The 15573-nt window shown below is 39.5% G+C and carries 15 protein-coding genes; 6 read left to right on the top strand and 9 right to left on the bottom strand.

All coding sequences use genetic code 11. From position 1 onward, the window contains the following. Positions 1-7: 7 nt before the first annotated feature. From dtd to NE558_RS13200, 3 genes are all read right to left on the bottom strand, one after another. On the bottom strand, positions 8-460 hold the full coding sequence (gene dtd / locus NE558_RS13210; RefSeq protein ID WP_256150605.1) for a D-aminoacyl-tRNA deacylase: 453 nt from the start codon (positions 458-460) through the stop codon (positions 8-10). 15 nt (positions 461-475) lie between these two features. Beyond that, positions 476-2713, bottom strand: coding sequence for a RelA/SpoT family protein (locus NE558_RS13205; RefSeq protein WP_420314600.1), 2238 nt, complete (start codon positions 2711-2713; stop codon positions 476-478). A gap of 108 nt (positions 2714-2821) precedes the next feature. After that, positions 2822-3970, bottom strand: coding sequence for a glycoside hydrolase family 3 protein (locus tag NE558_RS13200; protein ID WP_256150604.1), 1149 nt, complete (start codon positions 3968-3970; stop codon positions 2822-2824). A gap of 218 nt (positions 3971-4188) precedes the next feature. Here NE558_RS13200 and recJ point away from each other — a divergent pair, with 218 nt between their 5' ends. Further along, positions 4189-5964, top strand: a complete 1776-nt coding sequence (recJ, locus tag NE558_RS13195) for a single-stranded-DNA-specific exonuclease RecJ (RefSeq protein ID WP_256150603.1) — start codon at positions 4189-4191, stop codon at positions 5962-5964. A gap of 13 nt (positions 5965-5977) precedes the next feature. Beyond that, positions 5978-6490: an adenine phosphoribosyltransferase gene (locus NE558_RS13190; RefSeq protein ID WP_256150602.1), complete on the top strand. Its 513-nt coding sequence runs from the start codon at positions 5978-5980 to the stop codon at positions 6488-6490. A 200-nt stretch (positions 6491-6690) separates the two neighbouring features. On the opposite strand, the gene NE558_RS13185 is transcribed toward NE558_RS13190, so the two are convergent. The 3 genes from NE558_RS13185 to NE558_RS13175 all read right to left on the bottom strand — a co-directional run bounded on the left by NE558_RS13185 (position 6691) and on the right by NE558_RS13175 (position 9470). Beyond that, a complete protein-coding gene (locus tag NE558_RS13185) occupies positions 6691-8124 on the bottom strand; it encodes a radical SAM protein (RefSeq protein WP_256150601.1) in 1434 nt (477 codons plus the stop codon). Between the two features lie 67 nt (positions 8125-8191). Then, the gene (locus NE558_RS13180; RefSeq protein ID WP_256150659.1) at positions 8192-8746 is read right to left on the bottom strand and encodes a DUF308 domain-containing protein; all 555 of its coding nucleotides are present in this window, start codon (positions 8744-8746) and stop codon (positions 8192-8194) included. 142 nt (positions 8747-8888) lie between these two features. Continuing rightward, positions 8889-9470, bottom strand: a complete 582-nt coding sequence (locus tag NE558_RS13175; RefSeq protein WP_256150599.1) for a TetR-like C-terminal domain-containing protein — start codon at positions 9468-9470, stop codon at positions 8889-8891. Between the two features lie 331 nt (positions 9471-9801). Between NE558_RS13175 and NE558_RS13170 the strand changes: the two genes are divergently transcribed. The 4 genes from NE558_RS13170 to ylqF all read left to right on the top strand — a co-directional run bounded on the left by NE558_RS13170 (position 9802) and on the right by ylqF (position 12964). Then, positions 9802-10740: an AEC family transporter gene (locus NE558_RS13170; RefSeq protein WP_256150598.1), complete on the top strand. Its 939-nt coding sequence runs from the start codon at positions 9802-9804 to the stop codon at positions 10738-10740. Between the two features lie 156 nt (positions 10741-10896). Then, positions 10897-11241 (top strand): 50S ribosomal protein L19, encoded by a 345-nt coding sequence (rplS, locus tag NE558_RS13165; RefSeq protein WP_066047339.1) that lies wholly within the window; start codon positions 10897-10899, stop codon positions 11239-11241. Between the two features lie 157 nt (positions 11242-11398). Beyond that, positions 11399-11998: a signal peptidase I gene (lepB, locus tag NE558_RS13160; RefSeq protein ID WP_256150597.1), complete on the top strand. Its 600-nt coding sequence runs from the start codon at positions 11399-11401 to the stop codon at positions 11996-11998. Between the two features lie 18 nt (positions 11999-12016). Then, positions 12017-12964, top strand: coding sequence for a ribosome biogenesis GTPase YlqF (ylqF, locus tag NE558_RS13155; RefSeq protein ID WP_256150595.1), 948 nt, complete (start codon positions 12017-12019; stop codon positions 12962-12964). Positions 12965-13041: 77 nt separating this feature from the next. Here the strand turns inward: ylqF and NE558_RS13150 are convergent, their stop codons facing one another. From NE558_RS13150 to NE558_RS13140, 3 genes are read right to left on the bottom strand one after another with little or no spacing between them, the layout of a single operon-like run. Further along, entirely contained in the window at positions 13042-13671 is a 630-nt protein-coding gene (locus tag NE558_RS13150; RefSeq protein WP_256150594.1) for an NUDIX hydrolase, read from the bottom strand. 4 nt (positions 13672-13675) lie between these two features. After that, complete coding sequence (locus NE558_RS13145) at positions 13676-14737, bottom strand: tyrosine-type recombinase/integrase (RefSeq protein ID WP_256150593.1); 1062 nt, start codon at positions 14735-14737, stop codon at positions 13676-13678. Positions 14738-14740: 3 nt separating this feature from the next. Further along, the gene (locus NE558_RS13140; protein WP_256150592.1) at positions 14741-15463 is read right to left on the bottom strand and encodes a tRNA lysidine(34) synthetase; all 723 of its coding nucleotides are present in this window, start codon (positions 15461-15463) and stop codon (positions 14741-14743) included. Positions 15464-15573 lie beyond the last annotated feature (110 nt).

Raw genomic sequence — 15573 nt, 5'->3', positions numbered from 1 at the left:
CTTTGCTTTAAAATAATTTTTCGCTATCCAAAAGTAGTGTAACAGGGCCATCATTTACCAAGGCTACCTTCATATCTGCCTGAAACTGACCTGTTGCAACTTTTTTGATAGGCATTGCCTTGGCTTTTTCACACAATCTTTCAAACAGCCCTGCAGCTACATCCGGCGCCGCTCCGCTGGAATAACCGGGTCTTCTGCCCTTTCTGGAATCACCATAAAGGGTAAAATTCGGAACAATTAACAGCTCACCATCAATATCCAAAAGAGAAAGGTTCATTTTCCCGTTATCATCTTCAAAAATTCGAAGGTTTACCACCTTATCCAGCATATATTCCATGGTCTTTTCATCATCAGTTCCCAGCATACCGAAAAGCACCATAATGCCCTTTCCAATTTCACCGATTACCTGGCCATCCACCGTAACACTGGCACTTGTCACTCTTTGCAATACACCACGCATAAGCTCCTCCTATTTTTATCCTGTCACACGTTCAATATCTATAACATCTTTTACGCCTTTAATCCGTTTTGTAATTCGTATCAACTGATCCTTTGTTCTAATCTCCAGCGTAATGTTGAAGATCGCCAGCATATCTTTGGTGGTGCGGATATTAAAGCCCTTCACCGCAACATCCTCATCCGCCAGCAGCCTGCTAATTTCAAACAAAAGCCCCGTTCTGTCGTTGGCAATCACTCGAATTTCAGCCCAATAAGCTGCACTCAAAACATCCCCGTGGGTATAGTGAGCATCCCACTCCGCATTGATTAAACGGCCTCTTTCATCATCGCTTAAATTCATAATATTGACACAGTCTGTTCGATGAATGGTAACGCCACGGCCTCTTGTAACAAAACCGATGATCTCATCTCCGGGTACTGGGCTGCAACATTTTGAAAAACGCACTGCAACATCCCCAATTCCCTCAACCACAATACCGCTTTTGCTTTTTTTCTTCTTGGGTATGGGCTTTTGGTCAACGGTTTTTTCAAAATCCTGCAAGATTTCCTCTGCCGTTTGTTTTTTTCGTTTCTCTTTTAAATACTCATCAATCAGGCGGTTGACTACCTGCCCTTCCTTAATACCACCATAACCGATAGCAGCCATAATGGAATCCCAGTTTTTGAAGTCGTATTTATCCATAATCAGCTCCATCCACTCGGGACGCAGAAGGTCATTGGACAAATAGCCCTTTTTCTTCATATCGCTGATAAGCATTTCTTTTCCACGAAGAATGTTATCTTCCTTTTCTTCCTTTTTAAACCATTGCTTGATTTTCGATCTAGCTTGAGAGCTTTTTACCAATGTAAGCCAATCTCGGCTAGGCCCCCTTGAATTTTGGGAGGTCATAATCTCTACAATATCGCCATTTTGAATATTATAATCGATGGTAACCATACGGTTATTTACCCGAGCCCCTACCATTTTGTTCCCAACGGCAGAATGAATCATATAAGCAAAGTCAATGGGTGTAGAATCTTTTGGCAGCTGCACCACACGGCCTTGTGGTGTAAACGCATATACCTGAGTGGTAAATACATTTAGATCCAGCTTTATGGTATCCAGGTATTCCTTATTATCGGACATATCCCTTTGCCACTCCAAAATTTGGCGTAGCCAAACAAGCTTTTCTTCCTCTGTCTTTTCGCTGGCGTCTCCCGTTTTACCCTCTTTATATTTCCAATGGGCAGCAATACCGTATTCACTGGTACGATGCATGTCCCAAGTACGAATCTGAATCTCAAAAGGCTGTCCGTTAGGGCCAATTAGGGTGTTATGCAAGGACTGATACATATTGGGCTTAGGCATGGCAATGTAATCTTTAAACCGCCCCAGCATGGGGGTATACATGGTATGCACAATTCCCAAAACAGCATAACAATCCTTAATACTGTCTACAATGGCACGCACAGCAAACAAATCATATATTTGATCCAGCGTCTTATTCTGGTTCACCATCTTTTTATAGATACTGAAAAAATGCTTGCTTCTGCCTTCTATTTTACCGGAAATTCCGGCTTCGTCCATTTTTGTTTTAACCTCAGTGACAATGTTTTGTACAAAGGCTTCCCGCTCCACCCGTTTTTTCTCAATCTTTGCCGCTAAATCAAAATAAGCTTCCGGGTTCAAATATTTAAAGCAAAGATCCTCCATTTCCGTACGGATTTTGGAAATACCCAGTCTATGGGCTAAAGGTGCATAAATATCCAAGGTCTCTTGGGCTTTTTCATGCTGCTTTTCCGGTGTCATATAATTCAGCGTACGCATATTATGAAGTCTGTCTGCCAGCTTAATCAAAATAACACGGATATCCTTGGCCATAGCAAGGAACATTTTGCGGTAATTTTCCGCTTGAATTTCTTCCTTGGTTGTATAAGAAAGCTTACCCAGCTTGGTAACACCATCAACCAAAGAAGCAACTTCTTCACTAAATAACTTGGCGATATCATCATGGCTGTAATTGGTATCTTCAATCACATCGTGGAGAATTCCCGCCACGATGGATTCCATGTCCAATTCAAGCTCCGCTAAGATATATGCCACTTTTAAGGGATGGATGACATATGGCTCGCCTGATTTTCTTTTTTGTTCCTTGTGGGCATCTGCTGCCAGCGCATACGCCCTTTCGAGCATACTGAAATCCTTAGACGGATGATACTGTTTAATCCGCTCCAGTAGCTCTTGGAATAATTGGTCTGCTGTTGCCATGTCCATCACCTCCTTATTTTTAATGACACTGTCATTTTTTTACATAAATGTCGAAAAAACCTGTAAAATTGATTATAACTTCTCATGCCTATATTTTCAAGGAATTTCTCTAAATTACAGTAAGCCCTTGTCATACTTCAAGCTTAAAATTCTCTTCAGGCTTTCATCCACTTGTGCTTCCTGAATGCGCCCATCCTGAACTCCGTTCAGTAAAGCTTTATATGCTTCACCTAAGTCCGCCGGCATTAACACAATATCGATGCCAGCAGAAATTACCATCAACGCCGATTCCCCAACACCATAATAATCGGAAATCGCCTGCATATTCATGGCATCAGTTATGGCAACACCATTGTAACCCAAGTCTTTTCTCAAAAATCCCACAGCTTGGGATGAAAGGGTTGCAGGAAGATTATCTGAAGTTGCATTCGGTGTTTTAATATGCCCTACCATGACAAAATCAACCCCCGATGCAATGGCCTTTTCAAAAGGAACAAACTCAACTTCTTTCAGTCTTTCCAAATCATGGGAAACAAATACCTCCCCTTTATGACTATCTGTGGCAGTATCGCCATGGCCCGGAAAATGTTTGACTGCACCACTGACCCCTGTACCCTGTAAGCCTTTGAGAAATGCGCAAACCATTTCTCCTGCCTGATTAGGCTCATTTGAATAAGCCCGCGTTCCAATAACAGGATTATCAGGGTTTGTGTTCACATCTGCAACAGGGGCAAAATCCACATTCACACCTATTTTTGCTAAGACCTCCCCAATTGATTTTCCTGCCGCCTCCGCCTGTGCCGGTTCTGTCATCTCTCCTGCGGAAGGAATGGTTTCATGGGGAATATTACTCTTATTCAAACGAGAGACCCTGCCGCCCTCTTCATCAATGCCAATGAATAAGGGAATTTCTGCGGCATCTTGCATATCCTTAGTCAGCTTCTGCGTCTGCTCTAGGGTATCAAGATTTTCCGCAAATAAAATTACGCCACCCACATGATATTGTTTTATTTGTTCTGCGGCTGATTGGCTCAATACCGTCATTCCGCTTCCGTCCTCATTATTTCTAAAATCGACCATGAATAGCTGACCAAGCTTTTCTTCTAAGGTCATTTCTTCCATCTTTTCCTGAATGGCTTCATCCTTGATTTCCTCAGCAGTTTTAACGGCTTGCGCTGGTGGTGTCTCTTGCTGTGTCTTATTCCCACACCCCGTCCCAAGGCACATCACTGCTATCAATATTCCTGCTATCCATCGTTTCATATGCATTCTCCCCTTCTTTGTATGCTAACATTATAGTCTTTTTTATTAAAAAAAAATAGTATTCATTTCATTTTTCTTTTGATTTCAATAAAAAATTAAATGTATTATTGGTTTCCCATCCTGGAATATTGTCTATTATATAGAGCAAGTCTTTCTTCTGCCCTATTCACCTTTTCTCCTCTTTTATGATATACTAACAAAATTGGAGGAATAATAGGATGAAACGTTGGCTACTGAAAAGATCAAAAATAGACACATCAATAATGGCAAAAGAATTAGGCATAAAGGAAGCTGTTGCCTGTGTATTGGCAAACCGAGGTCTGGCAGAGCGGCAGCAGTCTAAAAGCTTTATATATGGAACCATAGAAGATCTTCGAAATCCTATTCTCATGAAGGATTTCAGTTTAGGCATAGAATTAATTGCAAAGAGCATTCGGGAGAATAAAAAAATCGCTGTTTACGGAGACTATGACGTAGATGGCGTTATGAGCACCACAATTCTTTATCGTGCAATTTTAAGATGTGGCGGTACCGCCGTTTATTATGTTCCCCACAGACAAAAAGAAGGCTATGGATTAAATCTAGCCGCCATAGAAACCTTGGCACAAGAAGGGATCAGTGTTCTTTTTACTTGCGATAATGGCATCGCCGCCTTGGCTGAGGTGAAAAGAGCAAAGGAACTGGGGATGACCATTGTTATTTTGGACCATCATGAACCGGGCTTTACAACTGAAGATGGCATAGAAAAAGACATTCTCCCCATTGCAGATGCAATCATCGACCCAAAACAAAGGGACTGCAACTATCCCTTCCCTATGCTTTGTGCCGGAGGAATTTCTTATAAATTCGCATTGCATTTATTACAGGCTTTTGATATCAAAGATGAACTGCTGGAAAAGGAATTTCTGAGCTTTGCCGCCATTGCTACCGTTTGTGATATTGTTGATTTACTGGATGAAAACAGAATTTTAGTCCGCTGTGGTCTTGCAGAAATCCCTAAAACTCAAAATATAGGCTTGCAATCTTTAATTGAAGAAACAGGAATTTCTGATAAAACAATCAACGAGTACCATCTTGGTTTTATGATTGGTCCATGCATCAACGCCACAGGCCGATTGGAAAGCGGTAGAAAGGCGGTAGAATTATTCTGCGAAGATGATGCCGAAAAAGCAAAGGAAATAGCCAAAACCTTAATTTCCTTAAATGAAGAGCGAAAATCTCTAACCGCGCAAGCAACAGAACGGGCAATGGAGCGAATTGTCAAAGATAGTCTATTTAAAGAAAAGGTTCTTATTTTATTTGACGAAGAAACCCACGAAAGCATAGCGGGCATTGTGGCAGGTAGGCTAAAGGAATGCTATTATCGTCCGGTAGTTTTAATCACCGCTGCCGAAGATGGTGCAAAGGGTTCGGGAAGAAGCATTGAGGGGTATCACCTATTCCAATCCCTCTATCAATGCAAAGAATTGTTCACCCGTTTTGGTGGCCATGCCATGGCTGCGGGATTATCCCTACCCAAAGAAAATATCCCATTGCTTAAAGATAGGCTGAATACTACATGTGAATTAACAGAGGAACAAATGACCCCTGCATTGCGTTTGGAAAAACAACTGAAATTCTCTGAAATCGATATGGAATTGGCAAAACAAATAAGAGCCTTAGCACCCTTTGGAAAGGAAAACCCTTCTCCCTTGTTTGCTTCTAAAAATATCTTTGTGGAAAGGCTGGATCTTATTGGGAAGAATAAAGATATTCTGCGTATGACATTATCTGAAAAGACCAGCGGAGTGCGCCTGCAAGCCTTATCTTTTGATGGTTATTCCCAAATGCTGTGTTTATTAAAAGAATTGTATCCTGACGAAAAATGTGATAAAATACTGAGTTGTGGGAAAATAGGCCATACACTTGATTTTGCATATAGCATAGAAATCAATACATATAACGGCAGAAATTCCGTGCAGTTAATGATAAAAGACTTTAGGCTTTCAAAATGAGGAGGAGCATCAAATGGAATTGAAGGATAAAATCAGATCTATTCCCGATTACCCTGAACAAGGTGTTATGTTTCGGGATATCACCACTCTGCTAAAGGATGCAGAGGGTTTGGTAGATGCAGTAGATCAGATGCAGAAAAAGCTGGAAGGATTGGAATTTGATTTGGTTTTAGGGCCAGAATCCAGAGGCTTTATTTTCGGTATGCCAATTGCTTATAATTTAAAAAAGGGATTTATCCCCATCCGAAAAAAAGGCAAGCTTCCCGCAGAGGTTGTCAGCAAAGACTATTCTCTGGAATACGGAACAGCTACCATTGAAATGCATAAGGATGCTGTGAAACCCGGACAAAAGGTAGTGATTGTAGATGACCTTTTGGCAACAGGAGGCACGGCCAAAGCCATTGTGGATATGGTTGAAGGTGTAGGTGCCGAAGTGGTTTCTTTGAACTTCCTCATCGAATTGGGCTTTTTAAAGGGTCGTAATGTGTTGGAAGGCTATAAAGTGGAAACGGTTATTCATTATTAAAAATAAAAGGAGGTCGATGCTGTCGACCCCCTTTCTTTTTTACCCTTATTCTATTCAATGCATTAAATGACAAAAAAATGGGAAGTACCGCCTTTTTAAGAGACGGTACTTCCAAAAACCTATGAAATGCAGTAAAAAGTTTTTCAACCGTTTATAATCGGGGGATTATGCAGTAGATTTTTTAGCTGCACTTCTAGGGGTTAGGAAACAAACTGATTCTTTTCTGATTGTTCAGGGTTCTCTGTTTTATAGTTATCATAACTTGGAGCAACATGAGGATTTTCCTCCCAAAGCTGCTCCGCACAAGGTGTCCAGTTTTTTGCATATTCATGACATTTTGCGCAAAGATGCTCGGGAGATTCCGGAGATTGCAGGTCCGTAGATTTGGCACCCGTTTCCCGAACGATTCTTTCCAAAAACTCTGGATTCTCAAGCATAGGACAAGGCTTTAAATGATTTTTATTAAAGGGTTGATTCTCCCTGTAAGCCATAAATAAAGGCTGTTTTAATATTTCCAGCAAGGTATGGGTGCGAATGTTGGCGTTGGAATAATGGATAAATACGCAAGGCTCCGCATCGCCATTGGCATTGATATGAAAATAGTTCCTCCCACCGGCAATACAGCCACCAACATACTCTCCATCGTTTTGAAAATCCATGGCAAAGATCCCTTTTCCATGGCGCATATTTCTAATTTCTCGCACACGGTGATACATATATTCACGCTGCTGTGGGCTAGGTAGTAGCTCTACTGCGGCATCATTACCTACAGGCATATAGTGGAAATAAAATGCATATCTATTTCCCTTTTGAACCAATAAATCCACAAACTCCTCACTCACAACAGTCTCTACGTTCTTGGATGTGTAGCAGATGGAAGTGCCAAAAATTAACCCATGCTTCTTAAGTAAATCCATAGCATGCATAACTTTTTCATAAACACCGGCACCCCTGCGTAAGTCATTTACTTCTCCAAATCCTTCTAAACTAAGGGCAAGATAGAAATTACCCACCTTTTGCATATCCTTACAAAGTGCCTCGTCAACCAATGTTCCGTTGGTATATGCTAGAAAGACACAGTCGTGATGCTTTTTGCATAGACGAATAATATCAGCCTTTCTAACCAGCGGCTCGCCTCCCGTCAGCATATAAAAATAAATTCCCAAAGCCTTTCCTTGCTCAATCACGCCATCCATTTCCTCAAAAGAAAGGTTTAGCTTGTTTCCATACTCAGCGGCCCAGCATCCGGTGCAGTGCAAATTACAAGCACTGGTTGGATCCATAAGAATTACCCAAGGCACATTACACTGATGTTTTTCCCGCATTTTTCGGGTAGTTTTGGTGCTGTAAAAAAACGATTCAAAAACCAAATTCATTGCCGTTGTTTTAAGCACATTCGGGTGAACCTCATCAAACAGTCTATTTATGTATCCATACAGTGCTGCGTTCTTATCACAAACCAGTTCTCTAAAATCATCAAAATTTACATCAAATTTCTCCCCAGACATATAATTCTCAGCAAGGTTAAGGAGTTTAAGAATCATTTTTTCCCGTTCCTCCTCTGGACAATTCAATACCTTATGAATGGCAGTACTGAACGCCATCTTGCCCGCTTTGTGTGAAAATGTTCCCATGGTAATTCCTCCCCTTTATGATTTTATTACCAAACTGACAATTTTTTGATGAAAAAACCCCATCCCCTTAGGGTACTTCTTTCACTGTATAAAGCACAACCCAGAGGTTTAAGCAGCCCTCTAAAAAAAAGATTAAACCCATAGCATGCATAAAATTAAAAATATATATTAAACCATATTTTTGTAGCCTTTCCATAGGAGGAACAACAAAAAGCAGTGCCGCCAATGCGGTTAATCCCGCCAGTATGAGAATTGCCCACCATTTATCCATCCCAAACCTTTTTGCTTCCAGGGAGGTCTGAATTTTTAGAACAGCATCTATGAAAACAGTAAAGCCTATAATACTCAAGAAATTATTCTGCACTTCTCGTTTAAAACAATAAAATAGGATACCTATCACAAGATAAAAAATCCCCATAGCAAAATCAAACTGAAACGCCAGCTGATACATATCCTTACTAAAAAAACAAAAAAATTTAATAACTCCATATACAATAAAAACTGCACCTAAAAAGGTATATAAGAAATTCAACGGTATTCTTTGTCCAAAAAAGAAAAGGCAGACTCCAAACAAAAGGTATAAAAGAGCCGGTATACAAGATATGATTTTTATTTTGCTCATTGAATTCAAGACTACACCCCCCAGTATCCGCTCATTTCAGTTTACCGTTGTACCATGGGGATTAGTATGGATAAAAAAAGAGAAGTGCACAGTTTTTAGGCACTTCTCCAACTTTGTCTATACATAATTTTCCTTTTTGTTATTATGTAATGCTTTTCAATGCAGTCTCCACGGTATTTTCAAAAATATCAGACATTTTTTTAATAAAAATCTGAGAGTCTTCCTCCATGCCGCTTTTGATCCAATTGATAATCATGCCCACCACCGAAAAACGATAGTAGTCACATACAAATTTTTTATTCTCCGGTGTTATTTCCTCATCCACCCGTAACTGCTCAATATAGTTTTGCAAAATAATTTCTGAAACCGTATCCAAATGCCCTATAAAAACCTCTCGGCTCTTGGAATGGTAAATATGAATAATGGATGCCCTATAACTTGTAATAAAGGCAGCTATGCGTTGAAACTCTTCATAACAACTGCCGCCTCTCTCTTGCTCCTCTAAAACCTTATTTGTTTCCGTACGAAAAATATCTCCCATTAAATCATAAATATCCTTATAGTAATAGTAAAAAGTATTGCGGTTAATTTCACATGCCTCAACAATATCTTTCACCGTAATTTTATCAAAGGATTTTTTCAAAAGAAGATTTAAAAAATTCTCTCGAATTGCCTTTTTTGTAAACTGGGACAAGGTAATCACCTCTATATCATTATTACGCAAACTATGCGCCCTCTCATACAAGCATACGAAAACATCTCCACTCTAATACATATAAAATACCATTAATTTGAATCAATTGGAAGGTTTTTTCAAAAATTTGTATTTTTTTTAACAAATTTATATTATATTTAATAATATTTTATATACCTAAATCGTTCTGATAAAATTACTAGATTGCTATCTGAATTTTTGTATTCCTTGATATTTGGTAGGATTTTTGTTATCATAAAAATGAATGTAAAATAATGAATAAAGCATTTAAAAACTTAGGCAAGCTACTTAAAACATATGGGGTGTTATATTCACACCATCAAGTACAAAGGAGAAAATTATGTTTGGTCAATTTTTTGTGTTATTTGGTTTAATGGCCGTGGGTTATATCTGCAGCAGCAAAAAGTTTTTAAATGGAGAGATGACCATCGGCATAGGAAACATCGTGCTCTTTTTTACCATTCCGGCGATGTTGTTCACCACCTTAGCCAATACGAAAGTAGAAAATAATATGCTTTCAAATTTTGCACTCATGGTGGCACTGCAATTTATCAGTATGCTCCTTTTTGGGCGAATTCTTCGGCAATACTACCGCTTACGAGGATTTCAGGAAGAACTTCTGAATATGCTTGAGGTTACCGGTGCTTCAGTAAATAATGCCTTTATCGGCTTTCCCATTGCCTTGATGTTTTTTGGAGAAGAAGCCGTTGTGTATATGTCTGCCAGCGTTTTAGGGTTAAATCTTTATGTTTGGAGTATAGGGTTATATATTATTAAAGGAATTAAGGGAGAAGGTTTGGGAACAATGCTTCGCACCTTACTCAAGGGTGCAATCAACCCAAATATATCCTCCATTTTGCTGGGTCTTTTTGCCTCCGTTATCGGACTGATGACGTATATCCCGGATTTCGTTCAAGAATTTATCAAATCTTTGGGGGTCATTTCCACCCCCCTATCGCTAATTTACATAGGTGCATTAACAGGGAATAGTGGACTTAAATTACTGTTGAAGGATAAAAAATCTCTAGAGGCCAGCCTTTCCAAAATGATTATCATGCCCATTTTGGCTTTTATTTTTATTTATTTCATTCCCCTTCAACCTTTGTTGAAGGCTGTTTATTTCCTTTCCTTGGCTTTGCCCTCTGCCGCCATCGTCCCTATGGTTGTGGGTCGTTATGGCGTTGGCGTTGAAACTTCCTCGAAAATGGTTATGCTCACAACTGCCTTTTCCATGGCAACACTACCTCCTTGTATTGCTATCTGCAGTATTTGGGTATAATACATATGAAAAATTTTCAAATATGGGATAAAAAGCTTGAAAATGCTTGCACACCCTTTTGGATTATGTTATAATTCTGAATTGTGATTACGGATGGTCCAATGATGCATCAAAGGGATGGCATCAAGAACATCTTTGTAGGAAGGAGGAAATGAAATGGATATTATTAGAGAACTGGAAAAAGAACAGCTGAAAAGCGAAGTAACTCCTTTTAATGTTGGTGATACAATTCGTGTTTTTGCGAAGGTTGTAGAAGGCACCAGAGAAAGACTTCAGATGTTTGAAGGCGTTGTAATTAAAAGACAGGGCGGCGGCATCAGAGAAACTTTTACAGTAAGACGTATTGCTTCCGGCATTGGCGTAGAAAGAACATGGCCTTTGCACTCCCCTAGAATTGACCATATCGAGGTTGTAAGACGCGGTATCGTTAGACGTGCTAAACTTTTCTACTTGAGAGACAAAGTTGGCAAAGCAGCAAAAGTAAAAGAAGTACTCAGATAAAAAATTTACCTCGGTGGAACTGTTTCATCGAGGTTTTTTTCGTAGGCGACAAAGCTATTTGTCGCCTACGAAAAAAACACGGATGAATACTGCTCAAACACAGTTTCAAGGTTTGATTTTTACGCTTAAATGCACACATGTCAGGAGGAGACAACAGATGGATCAAGAGGAACAAAGCACCTTAGGAGAGCAAAAACAAATAACAGAAAAAAAGAAAAAAGAGTATCCCTTTTGGATGCAATTGCTTTTTTTACTGGCTTTGGTCTTTGTGCTTCGCACCTTTGTACTGGGTACGGTTTATGTAAAGGGTTCCTCCATGGAACCAAACTTTCATCATGGAGATTTGGTATTTGTCAATAAACTAGCTACTTCTATAACATCCCCCAAAAAGGGAGAAATTGTGATTTGTCAGCTAAACTCCGATGGTCAAAAGGAAAAAATAATCAAGCGTGTGATTGGTTTGCCCGGAGATGTTATCAATCTTGTTTGGAATGGAGATAGCGAAAATGTAGAATACTATCTTTATATCAATGATGAACTGATAGAAGAGCCCTATATCAATGAACCAATTATGACGCAAGGCGATATTGATTATCCCTTCACCGTGCCTGAGGGAAGCTATTTTGTAATGGGTGATAACCGAAACGCCAGCTCGGACAGTCGACGGGAATCCATCGGGCCAATTGCAAAAAAGAATTTATACGGAAAGGTCATCTTCCGTTTATATCCCTTTGACGGATTCGGACCGATTTCTTAAAGGAAGGAACAAATAATTATGAATATTCAATGGTACCCTGGACATATGACCAAAACACGTCGTATGATGGAAGAAACCATTTCACTGGTAGATATCGTGATTGAGCTGGTGGATGCCCGCATCCCCTATAGCAGCAAAAACCCCGATTTGGACACATTGGCAAAAAATAAGCATCGTATTATTCTTTTAAATAAATGTGACTTAGCTGACGACAGAGCCACTGCAATTTGGACTGATTATTTTGAAAAGCAAGGCTTTCGTGTGATTCAAATGAATTCCCTGAAAGGAACAGGAATGAATCAAGTTACCGATGCAGCAAGAAGCCTGATGCAAGAAAAAATAGAAAAATTGAAGGCAAGAGGTCGTATTAATGTGCCCATTCGCAGTATGATTGCAGGTATTCCCAATGTTGGAAAATCTACATTCATAAATAAATATGTGGGAAAAGCAATGACGAAAACGGGAGATAAACCCGGTGTAACACGAGGAAAGCAGTGGATTAAACTGAAAAAAGATTTTGAGCTATTAGATACACCCGGTATTTTATGGCCAAAATTTGAGGATCAAGAAGTAGGCTTAAAGCTTGCCTTTACCGGTGCAATTAATGATGATATCTTGGATGCAGAAACCTTAGCCATATCCTTTATTGACCATCTCCTTTTGCGCAATGCAGATGCCATCAGAAAACGCTATCAAATTGCCTTTGATACAGCTACGGAACCTCATGAGATACTCAGGCAAATTGCAGAAGCAAGAAGCTTTAAACTGAAAGGTGGCGAACCTGATTTGGCGCGTACCGCAAAAATTCTGTTAGATGAATTTAGAGGTGGCAAGCTTGGACGCATTACCCTAGAACTGCCAGAGGACATCACTGAAATGTTGGAATCAAAAGCAGAAAGAGAAGCATCTAAAGCAGTGGAAGATAAAGTGCGTAAGCAAAAATTCAAGGGAAAAGAAACAAAATAAAAAAGCTCCTATTGTAAGGCTTATTTTGCCAAACAATAGGGCTTATTTTTTTGCTTAAACTTGTTTTTACGAAGCTTTTATTTTTCATTTAAAAGAACAACAATATTCTGAATCACTTGAGCGGTAAAACCCCAAATGGTATGCCCCTTATATTCATAAAAAAGCTCAGGAATGTAGCATTTACTAAAAGGATACTCCTGCCCACCTTGAATGCGGTGATACGGAAAGTTATCCAGCTTTACCGATTCCCAAACCATATCATGGATTTCTGGTGGTGTCTCCATGAAAAAGGAAATAGGTACAGTGAAAATTTCAGCCACTTCATCTGGATTTGGTTGAGAGTTGCGCAACACATCATAGCATACATAACCCAGAAAAGGCTGAATGACACCACGATACATGGTAAGCATATAATCGCTTTTTCCCAAAATAGAAATCTCACTTTGAGGGATGCCCAGCTCCTCCTCTGTTTCTCTCAATGCTGTTTGTTCCAATCTTTCATCCACTTCATGGTGCCCACCGGGAAAGCAGATATCTCCGGGTTGGCGTACACCGGGCGCACGTTTATTCAAAACAAAACATAATTCACCGTTTTTTTCAGTAATCAAAGCTAAAATTGCATAACGCTGAAGCTTAAATATGGGTTCTGCTTTATGCTCTTTAAAAATATGTGAAATTTTTTGAATATCCAATTTCTGTTCCGACATAGAGTCAATCCTTTCTTAGCTTTATAAATGACGCAGCTTTCCGCCGCCTTTCATCTTCAATTTCCGCATAATGCTTTCTGGTCGTATTTACATCAGCATGCCCTAAGGTGTCAGCCACCAAATAGATATCCCCTGTTTCCTGATAAAGATTGGTACCAAAGGTACTGCGCAATTTATGGGGAGAAATTTTTTTCATTGTAACACCCAGCGCATATTTTTTCACTAAATTTTGTACTGCTCGCACAGTAATCCGCTTCCCTTGTGAAGATAGAAACAATGCATCCTCATTTTCTTCTTTTGTTATTGCATTCTTTCTCTCTTCCAGATATTCTTGCAGTGCCATTTGTACCTCATCTCCGAAATAGAGGAAAACTTCATTTCCACCTTTGCGAATAATTTTAATGGCATTGTTGTTAAAATCTATATCTTTTATATTTATGCCGACACATTCAGAAACGCGCATCCCTGTTCCTAAAAGTAGTGTTGTTATGGCTAAATCTCTTTTTTTTGAGCGCTCATGATAAGCCTTTTGATGATCGGATAGTTTCCCCCCCGATTCCACAGCATCCAAAAAATCCGCCATTTCATTCACATCCAGACGAACAATTTGTTTGTCATGAATTTTAGGGGTCTCTACAATTGTGGCAGGATTTGCTGCTACCTTTTTCTTCTTATAAAAATATTTGAACATGGAACGAATGGCCGCCAATTTCCGAGACTTTCCCTTTTCATCGTTGTGCAGCTCCGCCCCATTTTCAGGATTTTCATAATCAGGCCTGATATAATAAGATAGATACTCCATAAAGCAATCAATATCATCCGAGGTAATTTCATTCAAACTTTCCACTGTAAGCTTTCCTTGCTCTATTCCCCCCAAGGTGCCATGCTCCTCAAAAAGATAGCGAAAGAAGATACGTAAATCATAGGCATATCCTAAGCGTGTTTTTGTTGATGTGGTTTGAGCAATTCCACGGAAAAATTCCGCCAGAAAAGGTGGCAGCTCTTTTTGAATCTCCCGTAAGCGTATGGTTTCAATATTTTTTAAATTCTCATGATATGTCGACATGGATTATATCTCCCCATTCCATCCCTTTAAATTGGAACGCTTGATGGCACCAAATACTTTTTCCTGAAGATTATCATAGTTTTTAGAAAGCTCCACCAAAAGTTCCTTTGTTTCCTGTCGCTTTGTATTTCCATCTGCAAGGCAAGGATTTTTCACAATGTTAATCTGATTCTTCACAACAAAGCTCTTTGCCTCCCCTTCCGGAACATACATCAAAGGACGAATGGAATATAGCTTCTTTCTGTCCAAATAGCTTACAGGAGCAAAGCAGTTTATTCTGCCTTCATAAAATAAAGACATAAAAAAAGTTTCCACCACATCATCCTTATTATGCCCTAATGCCACCTTATTACAGCCCAGTTTCTCCGCTGCATCATTTAATGCACCTTTGCGCATTTTGGCACATAGAGAGCATGGATTGGGCTCTTTTCTTTCATGGAAAACAATTTGACCAATATCCGTTTTTACAACGGTATAGTGCACACCTATTTTGTCACACAATTCCTGAATATCATCATACACTGCTCCAGGAAGCCCTAGGGAAACGGTAATCGCCTCTATCTCAAAATGCTTGGGATAAAACCGTTGTAAGTGCTTTAAGGCTAGCAACAAGCAGATACTATCTTTCCCACCGGAAACCCCAATGGCAATCTTGTCACCCTCATCAATCATATTGTAATCATCTACGGCACGACGCACGTAGCTAAGTAATTTTTGCAGTTTCATAAAGAAATTCTCCTCTTTCGATTTATGCTTGTTCATAATTATATCATAAAAGCGTAGAAAATTGGCAATAAACAGAGAAAACTCTAACAAGTATTAGCGGGCTTCTCTGT

Origin of the sequence: Anaerotignum propionicum, assembly GCF_024461735.1 — a bacterium.
In the GTDB taxonomy this organism is placed as follows: Bacteria; Bacillota; Clostridia; order Lachnospirales; family Anaerotignaceae; genus Chakrabartyella.
This window is presented reverse-complemented; position numbering and strand designations above follow the sequence as displayed.

What these genes read in the sequence shown, in the direction of transcription:
- dtd (WP_256150605.1), bottom strand. Translation starts at nt 460, where the DNA reads ATGCGTGGTGTATTGCAAAGAGTGACAAGTGCCAGTGTTACGGTGGAT.
- NE558_RS13205 (WP_420314600.1), bottom strand. Translation starts at nt 2,713, where the DNA reads ATGGACATGGCAACAGCAGACCAATTATTCCAAGAGCTACTGGAGCGG.
- NE558_RS13200 (WP_256150604.1), bottom strand. Translation starts at nt 3,970, where the DNA reads ATGAAACGATGGATAGCAGGAATATTGATAGCAGTGATGTGCCTTGGG.
- recJ (WP_256150603.1), top strand. Translation starts at nt 4,189, where the DNA reads ATGAAACGTTGGCTACTGAAAAGATCAAAAATAGACACATCAATAATG.
- NE558_RS13190 (WP_256150602.1), top strand. Translation starts at nt 5,978, where the DNA reads ATGGAATTGAAGGATAAAATCAGATCTATTCCCGATTACCCTGAACAA.
- NE558_RS13185 (WP_256150601.1), bottom strand. Translation starts at nt 8,124, where the DNA reads ATGGGAACATTTTCACACAAAGCGGGCAAGATGGCGTTCAGTACTGCC.
- NE558_RS13180 (WP_256150659.1), bottom strand. Translation starts at nt 8,746, where the DNA reads ATGAGCAAAATAAAAATCATATCTTGTATACCGGCTCTTTTATACCTT.
- NE558_RS13170 (WP_256150598.1), top strand. Translation starts at nt 9,802, where the DNA reads ATGTTTGGTCAATTTTTTGTGTTATTTGGTTTAATGGCCGTGGGTTAT.
- rplS (WP_066047339.1), top strand. Translation starts at nt 10,897, where the DNA reads ATGGATATTATTAGAGAACTGGAAAAAGAACAGCTGAAAAGCGAAGTA.
- lepB (WP_256150597.1), top strand. Translation starts at nt 11,399, where the DNA reads ATGGATCAAGAGGAACAAAGCACCTTAGGAGAGCAAAAACAAATAACA.
- ylqF (WP_256150595.1), top strand. Translation starts at nt 12,017, where the DNA reads ATGAATATTCAATGGTACCCTGGACATATGACCAAAACACGTCGTATG.
- NE558_RS13150 (WP_256150594.1), bottom strand. Translation starts at nt 13,671, where the DNA reads ATGTCGGAACAGAAATTGGATATTCAAAAAATTTCACATATTTTTAAA.
- NE558_RS13145 (WP_256150593.1), bottom strand. Translation starts at nt 14,737, where the DNA reads ATGTCGACATATCATGAGAATTTAAAAAATATTGAAACCATACGCTTA.
- NE558_RS13140 (WP_256150592.1), bottom strand. Translation starts at nt 15,463, where the DNA reads ATGAAACTGCAAAAATTACTTAGCTACGTGCGTCGTGCCGTAGATGAT.